The sequence below is a fragment of the Paracoccus albicereus genome (genome assembly GCF_024359525.1).
In the GTDB taxonomy this organism is placed as follows: Bacteria; Pseudomonadota; Alphaproteobacteria; order Rhodobacterales; family Rhodobacteraceae; genus Paracoccus; species Paracoccus albicereus.
Map to the genome: position 1 here is coordinate 308,412 of NZ_JAKZEU010000003.1, position 15,827 is coordinate 324,238.

12 protein-coding genes are annotated in these 15,827 nt (G+C 64.8%); 2 read left to right on the forward strand and 10 right to left on the reverse strand.

What is annotated here, in order from left to right:
• Positions 1-7 precede the first annotated feature (7 nt).
• A complete protein-coding gene (locus tag MLD63_RS10365) occupies positions 8-1,120 on the forward strand; it encodes an AI-2E family transporter (RefSeq protein WP_255329830.1) in 1,113 nt (370 codons plus the stop codon).
• On the opposite strand, the gene MLD63_RS10370 is transcribed toward MLD63_RS10365, so the two are convergent.
• From MLD63_RS10370 to xdhA, 9 genes are read right to left on the reverse strand one after another with little or no spacing between them, the layout of a single operon-like run.
• Entirely contained in the window at positions 1,117-2,328 is a 1,212-nt protein-coding gene (locus MLD63_RS10370; RefSeq protein ID WP_255329831.1) for an NAD(P)/FAD-dependent oxidoreductase, read from the reverse strand. The two genes, MLD63_RS10365 and MLD63_RS10370, sit on opposite strands and share 4 nt — an antisense overlap.
• A complete protein-coding gene (locus tag MLD63_RS10375; RefSeq protein ID WP_255329832.1) occupies positions 2,328-3,254 on the reverse strand; it encodes an NAD-dependent epimerase/dehydratase family protein in 927 nt (308 codons plus the stop codon). Before MLD63_RS10375 ends, MLD63_RS10370 begins: the two co-directional genes overlap by 1 nt.
• Complete coding sequence (locus tag MLD63_RS10380; protein ID WP_255329833.1) at positions 3,254-4,687, reverse strand: mannose-1-phosphate guanylyltransferase/mannose-6-phosphate isomerase; 1,434 nt, start codon at positions 4,685-4,687, stop codon at positions 3,254-3,256. The genes MLD63_RS10375 and MLD63_RS10380 overlap by 1 nt, the downstream gene beginning before the upstream one ends.
• Positions 4,688-5,758: a GDP-mannose 4,6-dehydratase gene (gene gmd / locus MLD63_RS10385; protein WP_255329834.1), complete on the reverse strand. Its 1,071-nt coding sequence runs from the start codon at positions 5,756-5,758 to the stop codon at positions 4,688-4,690.
• A gap of 5 nt (positions 5,759-5,763) precedes the next feature.
• Positions 5,764-6,948: a DegT/DnrJ/EryC1/StrS family aminotransferase gene (locus MLD63_RS10390; RefSeq protein ID WP_255329835.1), complete on the reverse strand. Its 1,185-nt coding sequence runs from the start codon at positions 6,946-6,948 to the stop codon at positions 5,764-5,766.
• 51 nt (positions 6,949-6,999) lie between these two features.
• Positions 7,000-8,286 (reverse strand): guanine deaminase, encoded by a 1,287-nt coding sequence (gene guaD, locus MLD63_RS10395; protein ID WP_255329836.1) that lies wholly within the window; start codon positions 8,284-8,286, stop codon positions 7,000-7,002.
• Positions 8,274-9,008, reverse strand: coding sequence for a xanthine dehydrogenase accessory protein XdhC (gene xdhC, locus MLD63_RS10400; protein ID WP_255329837.1), 735 nt, complete (start codon positions 9,006-9,008; stop codon positions 8,274-8,276). Before xdhC ends, guaD begins: the two co-directional genes overlap by 13 nt.
• A complete protein-coding gene (gene xdhB, locus MLD63_RS10405; RefSeq protein WP_255329838.1) occupies positions 9,005-11,311 on the reverse strand; it encodes a xanthine dehydrogenase molybdopterin binding subunit in 2,307 nt (768 codons plus the stop codon). Before xdhB ends, xdhC begins: the two co-directional genes overlap by 4 nt.
• Positions 11,308-12,762: a xanthine dehydrogenase small subunit gene (xdhA, locus tag MLD63_RS10410; protein WP_255329839.1), complete on the reverse strand. Its 1,455-nt coding sequence runs from the start codon at positions 12,760-12,762 to the stop codon at positions 11,308-11,310. Before xdhA ends, xdhB begins: the two co-directional genes overlap by 4 nt.
• Before the next feature lie 124 nt (positions 12,763-12,886).
• Between xdhA and MLD63_RS10415 the strand changes: the two genes are divergently transcribed.
• The gene (locus tag MLD63_RS10415) at positions 12,887-13,780 is read left to right on the forward strand and encodes a LysR family transcriptional regulator (RefSeq protein ID WP_255329840.1); all 894 of its coding nucleotides are present in this window, start codon (positions 12,887-12,889) and stop codon (positions 13,778-13,780) included.
• Positions 13,781-13,830: 50 nt separating this feature from the next.
• On the opposite strand, the gene MLD63_RS17945 is transcribed toward MLD63_RS10415, so the two are convergent.
• A complete protein-coding gene (locus MLD63_RS17945) occupies positions 13,831-15,714 on the reverse strand; it encodes a calcium-binding protein (protein WP_304363997.1) in 1,884 nt (627 codons plus the stop codon).
• Positions 15,715-15,827: the final 113 nt, after the last annotated feature.

Below are 15,827 nucleotides of genomic sequence, written 5' to 3' on the forward strand. Positions count from 1 at the left end.
CTGACCCATGCCTGACAGATCCGATCCGCACAGCCAGCCTGCACCCACGCCGGCCGTTCCGGGGACATCGCGCGGTCCGGTGCCGCTGGCGACGATCCTCAGCGTCTTCGCCATCGCGATCCTGATCCTTGCGGCATGGCGGCTGAAAACACTGCTGCTGATGTTCTTCGGCGCGGTGCTGGTCGCGGTTGCGTTGCGGGCCGGGGCACACTGGATCGCACGCCGCTCGCGTCTGTCACCCCGGATCGGCGTGCTTGTCGTCTTCGGGCTTGCGGTGCTGGTCCTGACCGCGTTGGTGATGTGGATCGGCCAGGACGTCTCGCGCCAGTTCAATCAGCTGATCGCGGGCATCCCGCAGGCTTGGACCCGGGTCACCAGCTGGCTCGAAGAGACCAACCTGGGCCAGCTCGTGCGCGAACAGGTCAGGTCCAGCGGCGAACAGGGCGGCGCGACGGGCGGCATGCTGGGCAACGTCGTGGGCGTCGTGCGCGGCACGTTCACCACGATCACGGGCATGGCCGCCAACTTGATCCTGATCCTGACCATGGCGATCTTCCTGGCCATGGACCCCGCCTCCTATCGCGAAGGCGGGCTGAAGCTTGTGCCGATGGGCAATCGTGACCGGGCCCGCGAAATCGTGGCAGAGATCGGCAGCAAGCTGGCCAAGTGGATGGCCGGCCAGTCGATCGACATGCTGTTCGTCGGCATCCTCAGCGGCGTCGGCCTGTGGCTGCTGGGCGTCCCCCTTGCGCTGGTTCTGGGGCTGATCGCGGGGCTGACCAACATCATCCCCCTGATTGGACCGTTTCTGTCGGGCGTGCCTGCGGTGCTGTTCGCGCTGACCCAGGGGCCGCAGATGGCCATATACGTGGCGATCCTGTTTACCGTGATCCAGCAGATCGAAGGCAACATCCTGCTGCCCATGATCCAAAAGCGCGCCACCAACCTGCCTCCAGTGCTGACCGTGCTGGGCGTAGTGGGGTTCGGCGCGCTGTTCGGACTGCCGGGGATTATTCTTGCCACGCCGCTTCTGATCGTGGTCATGGTGCTGGTCAATCGCCTCTATGTCGAAGATATCCTCGAAGACGAGGCACCCGAGGAGGAGGCCGAAACAGCCTAGGCGAACCGCGCCGGCGACAGCGCTTCGGAACCCGTTGCGCCGTCGATCTGCTCGGCCAGCATCTCGCCCGTCACGGGGCCCAGCGTGAAGCCCTGATGCCCGTGACCGAAATTTGCCCACAATCCCGGTTGGCCCGGCACCGCTCCGATCACCGGCAGCATGTCGGGCATGCAGGGTCGCTGCCCCGTCCACGGCGTATGCTCGATCGGCGCGCCCAAATCGAACAGCGCCCGTGCCGCCGCCTCGCCCCGCGCCAATTGCGGGGGTGCTGGGTGCGGCACCGGACGCAGATCTGCGGCTGTCGCAATGCGCAATCCTTGGCGCATCGGTGACATGACGACGGCATTGCCGGTATCGAACATGGGCCGCAGCGGCGGGTTCGGGATCTCGTAATGACGATGGTAGCCGCGCTTCAGCACCATCGGCACGCGCAGCCCGAACCGGCGCAGGATCGTCGGCGACCATGGCCCCATCGCGACGACGACATGCTGTCCACCATGGTTGCCCGCACGCCAGCCCGCACCCTCCTTTCGAATGTCCGACGCATCTGCTATTGTGATCTGCCCACCCCGGTCCACGAAAAGGGCGGCATAGGCGGAAACCAGACCGCCCGGATCGATGCAGGACCAACTGTCCGGCCACATCACCGCCCCAGCCAGCCGCTCGCGCAGGGCAGGCTCCAGCGCGGCGAGGTCGTTGCTATCCAATACCTTGGACCAGACGCCGTAGGTTTTCCGCAGCCGTTCCGCCTGCGCCGCCCCAGCCTCGAGCGTCGCGTCGCTCCGATAAAGTTCCAGCCAGCCGCTGCGGCGCACCAGATCCTCGGCCCCGGACGCGCCGATCAGTGCGTCATGCGCGCGCGCCGCGCCGGCGATCAATCCCGCATAGACGCGGCTTGCGCGGCCATGCGGACCCCGCCGCGAATTCCAGGCATACAGCATCAACGCACGCGCGGACCCCGTCAGCCCGCGCGCGGAATATCGCACTTCGGGGTGGCGACCCATCGCGATCCCGATCAGGTCGGCCAGCCCCAACGGCATCGCGTAGGGCTCGACCGCCTCGGACTGGATGATACCGGCATTGCCATAGCTGGTCTCGCGACCAGGCTCGGTCCGGTCGATCAGGGTCACCGCGTGGCCTCGCGCCTGCAGCGACAGGGCGGTCGAGACGCCGACCATTCCCGCACCAAGAACGAGGCACTCTGCCATCAGTTCACACGCCCCCGCTCGCAGGCCGCGACCGCTCGGCTCAGCGCGGCGGTCAGATCCTCGGGGGGTCGATAGCCGAACATCGCGGCGCGATCAGAAGAGATCAGCTTCGCGCTCATTCCTGCCGGGCGGGACAGATCGTGCGTGAAGGCGCCGTCGTAGCCCGCGACATCGGCGATCATGCGGTAGTAATCGTTCACCGCATGATCCCGGCCCGCGCCGACGTTGAGACAGTCGGGCAGCGTGGACAGGTCGGGCAGGATGCGCAGCAGGAATCGGGCCAGATGATCGGCCTCCAGAAACTCGCGCCGCGCGTGCCCGTCGCCCCAGATCGTGACGCTGCCTGCGCCGTTGTCGCGCGCCTCCACGATCTTGGCGATCGCAGCCGCCACCAGATGCGCGCCGTGCGAGCCGAAATGGTCGTCGACGCCAAACAGGTTGCAGGGAATGATCGTCCGCCACGCACGGCCTTTCGCTGCCGAGATCGCGGCGCACCGTTTGGCGCCGACGATCTTGGCCAGCGCATAGCCCTCGTTCGAGGGTTCGAGCGGCCCGGCCAACAGATCCTCTTCCACCAGCGGCTGGCGGTGGTCGCGCGGATACATGCAACTCGACCCGATATAGATCAGACGACCAACACCCGCCGCATCGGCGGCGCTCATCAACGCGTCATCAAGGCGCAAGTTGTCGATCAGGAACCCCTCCGGATCGTCCAGATTGGCCTGGATGCCGCCCACCCGTGCGGCGGAATGGATCACCGCGTCGACCCTATTCGCGTTAAACCAGGCCCGCAGCGCCGCACGATCCAGCAGGTCGAGATCCGCACGCGGCGGGGCCAGCAACTCCACCCCCGGAGCCTCGCGGGCGGCCTGTCGGATGATCGCGCGACCCAGAAGCCCGGTGCCGCCGGTCAGCAGAACCCGCATCAATCCCTCGCGTAGACGTCTTCGTAGCGAATAATGTCATCCTCGCCCAGATAGCTGCCGGTCTGCACCTCGATCAGCACCATCGGCACCTTGCCCGGATTCTCCATGCGGTGGACGGCGCCCAGAGGCACGTAGATCGACTGGTTTTCCGTGACCAGCGTCACGCTGTCGTTCACGGTAACGCGCGCGGTGCCGCTGACCACCACCCAGTGCTCTGCCCGGTGGTGATGGCTTTGCAGCGACAGCGCCGCACCGGGCTTGACCACGATGCGCTTGACCTGAAAGCGGTCGGCCAACGCCAGCGTCTCGAACCAGCCCCAGGGACGGTGGTCGCGACGGAATGCTTCGGCCTGCTTGGCGCCACGGCCCTTCAGCGCGGTGACGGCCTGCCGCACATCCTGCGCGCGGTTCATGTCGGCAACCAGGACGGCGTCGTTTGTGGCCACAACCATCACGTCGCGCAGGCCGATGCCGACGATCTGCATGTCGTCCTGTTCGGATCGGATCAGCACGTTGTCGCAATCGATCGCGGTCGAATGGACATCGGTGACGACGCCTCTTTCTGCCGGACGGTCGGCCTGCGCCTCACGCCAGACCGCGTCCCACCCGCCCAGATCGGACCAGCGCCCGTCAAAGCGCACGACCGCAAGATTGTCGGCCTTTTCCATCACCGCATAGTCGATGGATTCGTCGGGCAAGGCGTTCCACGGCTGGGGCGAGAGCCGCAGGAACCCGAGATCGGTCTTCGCCTCGGCCAACGCCGCTTCGACGCCATCAAGATATTGGGGCGCATGGTCGCGGAAGGCCGCGATCATCGTCGCGGCCGAGAACAGAAATATCCCCGCGTTCCACAGGAAATCGCCGGCTTCCAGCATTTCGGCAGCGCGCCCGGCATCGGGCTTTTCGACAAAGCGCTTCAGCGGGCGCACAGCCCCTGTCCCCGCATCGCCGTCCAGTTCCAGATAGCCATAGCCGGTCTCTGGCCGGTCGGGCGTGATGCCGAAGGTCACGATCTTGCCTGCCCGCGCCGGCCCCGACCCTGCCTTGACCGCGGCGCGAAACGCCTGCGCATCGGGAATGACATGATCAGACGGGGCGACCAGCAGCAGCCGGTCGGGATCGTCCTGCACCACCATCAGCGCGGCAGCAAGGATCGCGGGCGCAGTGTTGCGGCCGGACGGCTCGATCACGATCGCCCCCGGTTCCTGGCCGATCTGATCAAGCTGTTCGGCCACGATGAAACGAAAATCGGCGTTCGTCATCACGATCGGTGCCGCGAAGTCCGCGCCCGACAAGCGGCGGGCAGAGGCCTGAAACAACGTCTCGTCGCCGGTCAGGTGCGCGAACTGCTTCGGAAAGCTCTTGCGGGACACCGGCCACAGCCTGGTGCCCGAGCCGCCTGCCATCAGCACGGGGGTGATCTTTTCGCTCATTCAGACGACTCCGTAAGCGCGGCGCGCAAGCGCCTCGTTCTGCAACAGGCGCAGGTCTTCGGCGACCATTTCGGCCACCAGACCCGCAAAATCGGTGCGGTGACGCCACCCGAGCGCCGCGCGGGCGCGCGACGGGTCGCCCATCAGGACAGGCACCTCTGTCGGACGCAGATAGACCGGGTCGAGCGAGACAAGCTCGCGCCCGCTTTCCGCATCGACACCACGTTCTTCAGCCCCCTCGCCCCGCCATTCCAGCGTCACCCCGGTCTCGGCAAAGGCGCGGCTGCACAGGTCGCGCACCGAATGTGTCTCGCCGGTGGCCAGGACGTAATCTCCGGGGTGGTCCTGCTGCAGCATCAGCCACATTCCTTCGACGTAGTCGCGCGCATGGCCCCAGTCCCGACGGGCATCGAGATTGCCGAGATACAGTTTCTCCTGCAATCCAAGACTGATGGCCGCTGCCGCCCTTGTCACCTTGCGGGTGACGAAGGTCTCGCCCCGACGCGGACTTTCGTGATTGAACAGGATGCCGTTGCTAGCGTGAATGCCATAGGCCTCGCGGTAGTTCACCACGGTCCAGTAGCCGAACAGCTTCGCCGCCGCATAGGGCGAGCGCGGCTGAAACGGGCTCTCTTCGGTCAGCGGGCCATCCTGAAGCCCGCCATACAGTTCCGAGGACGACGCCTGATAGAAGCGCGTGGAATCCGCCAGCCCCAGCAGCCGGATCGCCTCCAGCAGCCGCAGCGTGCCCATCCCGTCCACGTCCGCGGTGTATTCGGGCATGTCGAAACTGACCCGGACATGGGACTGCGCGGCCAGATTGTAGATTTCGTCAGGTCGAATCTCCGCGATTTGGCGCATCAGCCCGCCCGCGTCGGTCATGTCGCCGAAATGCAGGTGAAAGCGGCTGCCTGAATGAGGAGCGATCTGCAGGTGATCAACGCGCGCGGTGTTGAAGCTGGACGACCGACGCTTGATGCCGTGAACATCATATCCCTTGGCCAGCAGGAATTCGGCAAGATAGCTGCCGTCCTGACCCGTGACCCCAGTGATGAGCGCCGTTTTCGCCATGCTCTTCAGTAACGGTCCGCGACCGTCTGCACCACCTCGCGCAGGCGCGCGAGCTGCGGGGCGATGTCAAAGTGATGATTGCCGGTGAACAGCCCCTCGGCGTCGATCCGATCTGCGGCCGCCATACCGGACGCCACGTCGTGATCCAGATGCGCAATCACTGGGTTGTTCAGGAAATTGCCCGCAACGATCGGCCGGCACTCGATCTCTGCCTCGGCCAAGGCCGCGACCAGCTCGCGACGACGCCCGGCCAGTCGCCCCTTCAGCACCATCGCAAAACCGAACCACGAGGATTCGCCGGTCTCGTGCTGGATGTCGAGGTCATCAAGTCCGCCGAAATCGCGCTGGAAGATCGCGCCGTTGGCCCTCCGCGCGGAAATCAGGTCAGGCAGCTTTTCAAGCTGCGGCAGACCCAACGCGCCCTCCATCTCCAGCGGGCGCAGATTGTAGCCCGGCAGGACGAAGCGAAACTGGGCCACGAACGGATCAGGATCGACCGGCAGATGCGTGTCGGCCGGCAGATCGCGGGTCCAGCCATGCGCGCGCAGGCTTAGCATCGTATCGGCAAGGCGGCGGTCATTCGTCACCACCATCCCGCCTTCCATGGTGCAGATATGGTGCGAAAAGAAGCTGCTGTAGGTCCCGAACAGCCCGAACGTCCCGGCCTGCTGACCGTTCAGCGTCGCGCCGAGGGATTCACAATTGTCCTCCAGCAGCAGGATCCCCGCCTGATCGCAGACCGCCTTCAGCCTGCTCAGCGCGGCCGGATTCCCGAGCAGGTTCACCGCAAGGACAGCACGGGTGCGGCGCGTGATTGCCTGCGCCGCGAGGTCCGGGTCGATGTTCAGCGTCGCCCCGTCAACGTCGACGAAGCGCAGCCGCAACCCCAACTGGCTGACCGGGAAATATGTCGTGGACCAGCTGACCGCGGGCACGATGATCTCGTCGCCCTTCTGCCAGCGGAAATCGGGGTGATACATCGCGCCGGCCAGCGCGAGCAGGTTCGCGGCCGAGCCTGACGACGTCATGATCGCGTGATCCGCGCCGACATGGGCGGCGAACGCCTCTTCGAACGCGCGAACCTTCGGACCCATCGTGAACCGGCCCGACCGGATCACGCCCTGCAGAGCCGCTTCCTCGGCGGCATCCCAGGTCGAGCTGGCGAGCGGATAGAACAACGGCTCCCTCACAGGTTGTTCCTGCGAGCGATAATGGAAACGGCACCCTACGCCAAGCGCCGGTCAGACCGCCGTCGGTTTCATCGGCTTTCCCGCCACATAGGTCTGCGCAACGGCGCGGTCGTCACCCATGATCTGCAGGATGAACAATTCCTCGGCCAGCGTTTCGGCGCGTTCCATCCGCAGTGCCATCGCGGGTGTCGCACGCGCATCCAGCACCACAAGATCGGCATCGCTGCCGGGGGCAAGCGTACCGATGCGATCCTCCATCCCCAAAGTGATCGCATTGCCGCGCGTTGCCCAGTGGAAGGCCGCCAGCGGGGTCAGCTTCTGCCCGAGCAATTGCAGAATCTTGTAGCCCTCGTTCAGCGTCTGCAGCATCGAATAGCTGGTCCCCCCACCGACATCGGTCGCGATACCCGCAGTAATTCCCGCCGCCCGCAGGCCGGCCGCGTCGAACAGGCCCGAGCCCAGAAACAGGTTCGACGTCGGGCAGAACACGGCACGGCTTCCGGTCTCGGCCATGCGCGCAATCTCGCGCGGCTCAAGGTGGATCGAGTGGCCCAGCAGCGTGCGAGAGCTCAGCAGGCCGTGCGTGTCGTAGATGTCGAGATAGTCCCGCGCCTCTGGATAAAGGCTTAGCGTGTAAGCGATCTCATCGCAATTCTCGCTCATGTGGGTCTGGATCAGGCAGTCCGAATGTTCCGCAGCCAATGTTCCGGCCGCCGAAAGCTGCTCGGGCGTCGAGGTGATCGCGAACCGGGGGCTGATCGCGTATCGCTGACGCCCGCGCCCATGCCAGCGTTCGATCAGCGCCTTGCTGTCATCGTAGCCGCTTTGCGCCGTATCGTGCAGATCGTCACGGGCATTGCGGTCCATCATGACCTTGCCCGCGATCATCGCCATACCCTTCGCCTCGGCAGCCGAGAACAGGGCTTCGGCGCTTTCGGCGTGGACCGAGCAGAAGGCGACAGCGCTGGTCGTGCCATGCGCCGTCAGCAAGTCCAGGAACCGGCCCGCCATCGCTTGGGCATGGGCGGGATCGCCGTATTCGGCTTCCGCCGGGAAGGTATAGTGGTTCAACCAGTCAAGAAGCTGCGCGCCCCAGCTGGCAATGACCTGCACCTGCGGAAAATGGATATGCGGGTCGATGAAGCCCGGCAGGATTAGGTTCGGGCGGTGGTCGATCTCGGCCAGACCGTCCTCGCGCAGCGCGGTGTAGTCGCCGACGGCGCGAATGATGCCGTCCTCGATCAGGATCGCCCCGTCTTCGAAAAAGCGGTGGCTATCCTCGGTTTCGGTCGGGTCGGCGTGGAAGTCGAGGACGCGGCCCCGGATCAGCTGTCGCATGGGTGTTTCTGTTCTTGGGAAATCAGGGCGCCGATCACCTCGGTCGCGGTGAACGCGGCGATGATGGCGGGGCGTTTGTCGCCAGTCGCGTTCGCGCCGATCGGGCAGATCAGGCGCGCGGGGTCGATCCCGTGCGAGGCCGCGAAGCGAGTGAATTGCGCGCGTTTCGTGGCACTGCCGATCATGCCGACATAGGACAGATCAGGCCTCGCCAGCGCTTCCGCCGCCAGCAGAAAGTCCAGCGCGTGATCGTGGGTCAGGATGACGATGGCGCTTCCGGGTCGCGCGGCCCTGATTTGGGCCTCGGGCAGCGGTGTCAGGCGTGTCGTGATACCCGGCACAGCAAGCGCAAGCTCTTCGGCGCGCTGGTCGATCAGCATCGTGTTCACCGGCAGCGGCTGCGCGATCTGCGCCAGCGCGCGACCGACATGACCGGCCCCGAAAATCAGCAGGTCCGGGTGGGCCACCGGGGTCGCGGCTTCTCGGTCAAGCTGCAACAGGACACGCCCGCCACAGCACTGCCCGTTTTCTGGACCCAAAGGCACATCCATCTGCGCTTTTGCCTCGCCCGAGGCCAGCATCTGTCGCGCCCGGTCGATGGCCATGTATTCCAGCTGCCCGCCCCCGATCGTTCCGGTCACGTGACCCGCGCCGACCATCATCTCGGCCCCAGCCTCGCGCGGGGTGGACCCGCGGGCCGATATGACCCGAACGCGGATCATCGTTTCAGCCGCTCCACCGCCATCAGCACGCGCTCGGGCGTCGCGGGCGCGTCGATCCGGGCCGGCTCTCGATAATCCGCCATCGAAGCGACCGCCATGTTGATCGCCTCGAAGACCGAGATTCCAAGCATGAACGGCGGCTCGCCCACGGCCTTGGACCGCTTGATGGTCCGCTCCGCGTTTTCGGACCAGTCCGCCAGCTTGACGTTGAAGATGCGCGGCCGGTCGGATGCGAGCGGAATCTTGTAGGTGGACGGTGCGTGCGTCTTCAGCTCGCCCTTCTCGTTCCACCACAATTCCTCTGTGGTCAGCCAGCCGGTGCCCTGCACGAAGGCGCCCTCGACCTGTCCCTTGTCGATGGCCGGGTTCAACGAGCGACCCACATCATGCAGCACATCGGCACGGTCGATGATGTATTCACCGCTGAGCGTGTCGACCGACACCTCGGCCACAGCCGCGCCATAGGCGAAGTAGTAGAACGGCCGCCCCCGCCCGGTCGCGCGGTCCCAATGGATATCCGGCGTCTTGTAAAAGCCCGCCGCTGACAGGTGGATGCGGGCGGCATAGGCTGCGCCGATCACCTCGGTCCAGGGAATGTCGCGGCCGCCGGCGCGGATATGGCCGGGCACGAAGCTGATCTCGTCGCGCGGCGCCTGCCAGCGTTCGGCGACGAACTCGACCAGCCGCGCCTTGATCTGCTCGGCCGCGTCCAAAGCCGCCATGCCGTTCAGGTCCGACCCCGAAGACGCCGCGGTAGCCGAGGTGTTCGGCACCTTTTCCGTCGTCGTGCGGGTGATCTTGATGCGCGACAGGTCGCACTGAAACGCCTCGGCCACCACCTGCGCGACCTTGGTATTCAGGCCCTGCCCCATTTCGGTCCCGCCGTGGTTCAACTGGATCGATCCGTCCGAATAGACATGCAGCAACGCGCCCGCCTGGTTGAAATGCGTGGCGGTGAAGCTGATCCCGAACTTGACCGGCGTGAGCGCGATACCCTTGCGGATCACGCCGCCCTTCGCGTTCCAGTCCAGCACTGCCTGACGGCGCGCGGCGTAGTCGCTGCTGGCCTCCAGCTCATCGAAGATGCGCGGCAGGATCTGATCCTTGACCTCCTGGTGATACGGGGTCAGCTGGCCGTTTTCGTAGAGGTTTGCCCTGCGGATCTCCAACGGATCCCGACCAAGCGCATAGGCGATCTCTTCGATCATCCGCTCGGCGACGATCACGCCCTGCGGCCCGCCGAAGCCACGGAATGCGGTGTTCGACACGGTGTTCGTGCGCATCGGATGGCTGCTGACGCGGACGTCGGGGTAATAATAGGCGTTGTCGGCATGGAACAACGCGCGGTCGGTGACCGGGCCGCTGAGGTCCGCCGAAAAGCCGCAGCGGGCATACCAATCGCCATCAACGGCGAGGATCTTGCCGTCGTCGCCGTATCCGACCTCGTAATCCACGACGAAATCGTGGCGTTTGCCGGTTGCGGACATATCGTCGTCGCGGTCGGGGCGGATCTTCACCGCGCGGTTCCAGCGCTTTGCCGCGACGGCCGCGACGCAGGCGAAGAGGTTCATCTGCGTTTCCTTGCCGCCGAACCCGCCGCCCATCCGGCGCACGTTCACGACCACCGACGCACTCGGCACGCCCAGCACATGGGCGACCATGTGCTGCACCTCGGACGGGTGCTGGGTGGAAACGTTGATGACGACATCCTCGTCCTCGCCCGGGACAGCCATCGCGATCTGGCCTTCCAGGTAGAAGTGATCCTGCCCGCCAATCCCCATGCGCCCCTTGAGTCGGTGCGGGGACGCGGCCAGCCCCTTGGCCGCATCGCCGCGACGCAAGGTCAGTGGATCGGTGACATAGCCCATGCCAGCGTCCTTCGCCGCGATCGGGTCCAGCGCATGGGGCAGCGCCTCGTAGTCGATCTCGGCCTTGGCCGCCGCGCGGCGCGCCTGGTCGCGGGTCTCGGCGATGACCGCGAAGATCGGCTGGCCCCAGAACTTCACCTCGCCCTCGGCGAAGACCGGGTCGTCCTTGTGGCCAGCGGGCGAAACGTCGTTCACGCCCGGCAGATCACTTGCTATCAGCACGCCGATCACGCCCGGCGCGGTGCGGACCGCATCGAGGTCCATCGAGGCGATGCGGCCATGCGCGCATTTCGACAGGCCCAGATAGGCGTGCAGCAACCCATGCGGCTCGGCCAGATCGTCGGTATAGTCGGCCCGGCCTGTGACATGCTTGATCGCGCTGTCGTGGATCGTGTCCTGATGCGCCAATCCGCTGATCTTGATGTCGTCCTTCATTCTGCTGCCTCCACGCGGCGGGGAAGACGCACCTCGCCCTCACCCTCCGCCAGTTCCAGCCATAGTCGCCGGAAGAAATTGCCGGCGATCATGGCCCGATATTCCTTGGACGCGCGCATGTCGGTCATCGGCGTAAAATCATCCGCGACCGCCTGAGCCGCTGCCTCGAAGGTCTCTTCGGTGAAGGGCTGGCCTTCCAGCGCCCCCTCGGCCTTCGCCGCGCGTTTTGGAATGCCGGCCATGCCGCCGAAGGCCACACGGGCACTGGCGATGCGGTCACCCTCGATCCGCAGCCGGAAGCCCGCGGCCACGGCCGAGATGTCGCTGTCGCGGCGCTTGGAGATCTTGTAGGCGACCACGCGATCCGCGCCCCGCCGCGGCAGGATGATCGTCTCGACGAACTCGCCTGGCTGGCGGTCCTGCTTGCCGTATTCGAGGAAGTAATCTTCCAGCTTCAGCTCGCGCCGCGCATCGCCCCGACGCAGCACGATCCGCGCGCCGATGGCAATCAGCAGCGGCGGCGTCTCACCGATGGGCGAAGCGTTGGCGATATTGCCACCGATCGTGCCCGCGTTGCGGATCTGCCAGCCGCCGATGCGCAGCCAGTAATCGTCGGTGCCGGGGTATTCCCGCTCCAGCAGATCGGCCAGTTCGGTATAGGTCACGCCCGCGCCGATGCGGATCTCGTCCGTGCTTTCCTCGATATTCTTCATCAGGTGTCCGATGAAGATCGCCGGGCTGATCGGGCGCAAAAACTTGGTGACCCACAGGCCGACATCGGTCGCGCCGGCGACCACCGTGGCCTTGGGATGCTCGACCAGGAGGGCCGCCAGATCGTCCACACCCGCGGGAATGATCGCCCGCTGACCATCGCGGCTGACATCGACCCGACTGCCGACCATGTCCCGCAGGCGCGAGGTCACCGTTTCGCGTTCGACCGCCAGCGCATCCATCGCCTGGCCGCCCGCCTGACTGGCGGCGAAGGCTGCCTTCACGATCGGCTCATAGCCTGTGCAGCGGCACAGATTGCCCTGCAGGGCCGTCTCGACTTCCGCCATGTCTGGGTTCGGCTCGTGCATCCACAGCGCGTAAAGCGACATGACGAAGCCCGGCGTACAAAAGCCGCATTGGCTGCCGTGATGTTCCACCATCGCTTTCTGAACCGGATGCAACGCGCCATCGCGACCGCGCAGATGCTCGATCGTGACGATGTGGCAGCCGTGGCAGGCCGCAAGGAAGCGGATGCAGGCGTTGATGGGTTCATAAAGCAGACCGTCATCGGTCAGTCGGCCGACCATCACGGTGCAGGCGCCGCAGTCACCTTCGGCGCAGCCTTCCTTCGTTCCGGTCAGGCGCTGGTCGATCCGAAGGAAGTCCAGCAGCGTGTCGGCGGGACCGACCGCATCAAGCGCGATCTCTCGGTCATTCAGTAGAAAGCGCAATTCGCCCATCTCGTCCTCGCATCCTGCTGGCACATGGCTGGCCCATTCCCAACCTTACGGCACAGAATTCCGTTGCGAAATCGGGTCCGACGTAGAAGACTTTACACGATCCATTGAAAGCGACGGGGGCCGCATGTCCTATCTTGAAAGCCTGCGGGTGTTCGTAAGGGTGGTCGAACTGGGCTCGATCACGGCCGGGGGTCGGGATATGCGCCTGTCGCCTGCTGTCGCCTCGAACCGGATCAAGGATCTTGAAAACCGTTTCGGCGTCAGGTTGTTGAACCGGACCACGCGTCGACTGACCACGACAGAGATCGGGCGGGCCTTCTACGATCAGGCTCGGCGGGTGATCGAGACGCTGGACGAGGCCGAGGCCGTGGTGGGCAGCTATTCCGGCGCACCGCGTGGCGTATTGCGCCTGACTGCTCCGCTGGGGCTAGGCCGACGGCTGATCGCGCCCCTGATCCCCGCGTTCTGCAACGAACATGAGGGGATCGAGATCCGGCTGCGCCTGTCGGACCGGTCCGTCAACATCGTCGAAGACGGGATCGACCTTGCCTACTTCCTGGGCGAACCGGCGGATTCCGCGCTCAAATGGCGCAAGATCGCGGATTGTCCGCGGCTTCTGGTCGCCGCGCCGGATTATCTGAAGCGGGCCGGCACGCCAGCCGAGCCTGACGACCTGATCCAGCACGAATGCCTACTGCTGCGGTTTCCGCGCAGCACCGAATATTTCTGGACACTGGAAACACCGGACGGCCCGCGCAAGATGACCGTGGCCGGGCGTTTCGATGCGGATGACGGTGATGTGCTGACGGATTGGGCGCTGGCTGGCCACGGGATCGCGAACAGGCCGAGCTATGAGGTCGCGGACCATATCACGGCGGGGCGGCTGGTCGAGGTCCTGCCAGACACCCGGCCCGTCGCCGCGCAGTTCGGCAGCCTGACGCCGCATCGCCGATTGCAGGACCCGAAGGTGCGCCTGTTTGCGGATTTCGCGGCGAGGAAGCTAAAACAGTCCTTTTGAATGGAAGACGCAGCCGTCACCGGCTGCGCCCGCTCTTGCCTGCGACACGATCAGAGGATGAAGTCGCCCGCCCAGTAATCGCCTGCCACGGTCGCGCCATCCTGGATCTTGATGGTCATCTCGATCCCGACATCGTTGTCGTTGCTGACCCGGACCCAAGTCTCGGTTCCGACATTTTCCAGCCAGACCGCGTGCGCCGCAGGGCCGGTGCCGAATGACAGGACGCCAGTGTCCACGGACGACAGGTCGATCCGATCCTCGTCAACGAAGATGAAGTTGATCCCCGCGCCCTGGAAGTCGGTGATCACATCGTAATTGGCGGGGATTCCGAACGGGGAATCCGCCACGAAGTTGAACTTGAAAACATCCTCGCCGCTGCCGCCGGTCAGCGTATCGGTGCCCAGGTTGCCGAACAGGATGTCGTTGCCGGAATCACCGTAAAGGGCGTCATTGCCGTCGCCGCCATAAACGCTGTCGTTGCCGGTACTGCCCCGGAGGGTGTCATTCCCTGCATCGCCGAAGACCCGATCGTTGCCCGAACCACCAGACACGGAGTCATTGTCGTTGCCGCCATAGACGTTGTCGTTGCCGCCCGAGCCGTAGAGCCTGTCGGCGCCGTCCTGACCGAAGATCCAATCGTCGCCATCGCGGCCGTCGATATAATCGTTGCCCGACCCGGCATAGATCGTGTTGGCGCCGTTGGTGCCGTAAAGCGTGTCATTGCCCGAGCCGCTGAGCAGATTCTCGAAGTTGACGAAGCTTTCGCCCGCGAAGTTCGTGATTCCGCTCGTCATGTCGACGCGATAGGCACCGTTGAAGGTCGTCGTGTTCAGCCAATCGGTGCCGGTGCCGCCGTCCAGCGTCTCGTTCACGCCAAGTCCGGCATACACATAGTCGTTGCCGGAATCGCCGCGATAGGTGCCCGCCCCGCTGCTGCGGAGCGTGTCGTTCCCGGTCCCGCCGAAGACCAACTCGGTTCCGCCGCCGCCCGTCAGGCTGTCGTTGCCCGCGCCCCCGACAAGCGTATCGTTGCCCAGTCCGCCGTCGATGACGTCATTGCCAGCGCCGCCACTGATATAGTTGGCATCCGCGGTCCCTGTCAGCGTGTCATTGCCGCTGCCCGTGATCAGGCTTTCGAAACCGGTGAAGCTTTCGCCGGCAAAGTTGGTGGCTCCGGTTGTCAGATTGACACTGTAATTGCCGTTGAACGTGGTGGTGTTCAGCCAGTCGATGCCGGCGCCGCCCCGCAGGACTTCCGGAAGGCCAAGCCCGGCATACACATAGTCGTTCCCGATGCCGGCATCATAGGTTCCGGTACCGCTGCTGCGGAGCGTATCGTTTCCGGCGCCGCCATAGACGGTATCGTTGCCGCCGCCACCGACGAGGCTGTCATTGCCAGCGCCGCCGTAAAGCCGGTCGTTGCCAAGACCACCGTCGATGACGTCATTTCCGGCCCCGCCGCTGATATAGTTGTTCCCGGCCGTTCCGGTCAGTGTGTCATTGCCCGCGCCGGTCACGAGGTTTTCAAAATTGATGAAGCTTTCGCCGGCAAAGTTTGTAAGGCCGGTGGCCAGATTGACGCGGTAATTGCCATTGAACGTCGTCGTGTTCAGCCAATCGATGCCGGTGCCGCCGTCCAGCGTTTCGTTCACACCCAATCCGGCATAGATGTAATCATTGCCGGACTCGCCGCGGTATACCCCGGCGCCGCTGCTGCGGATGGTGTCGTTTCCGGTGCCGCCGAAGATGCTGTCGTTGCCACCGCCGCCGATCAGACTGTCATTGCCGGACCCGCCGAAGATCCGATCGTTGCCCGCGCCGCCGTTGACGGTATCGTTGCCGCCCAGGGCTGAAACAAGGTCATTGCCGCCAAGCGCGTTGATAAGGTTCGGCAGAAAGTTACCGATGATGGTGTCGTTTCCATTGGTCGCCATGCTGTTATTCCTTTCGCGATGATATTAGAAAGAAAAACGAGATGGAGACAGTATTATCATCTAAATAAATAAATGAGAACTATTTAAATTAACAAACGCAGCGTTAGATATTA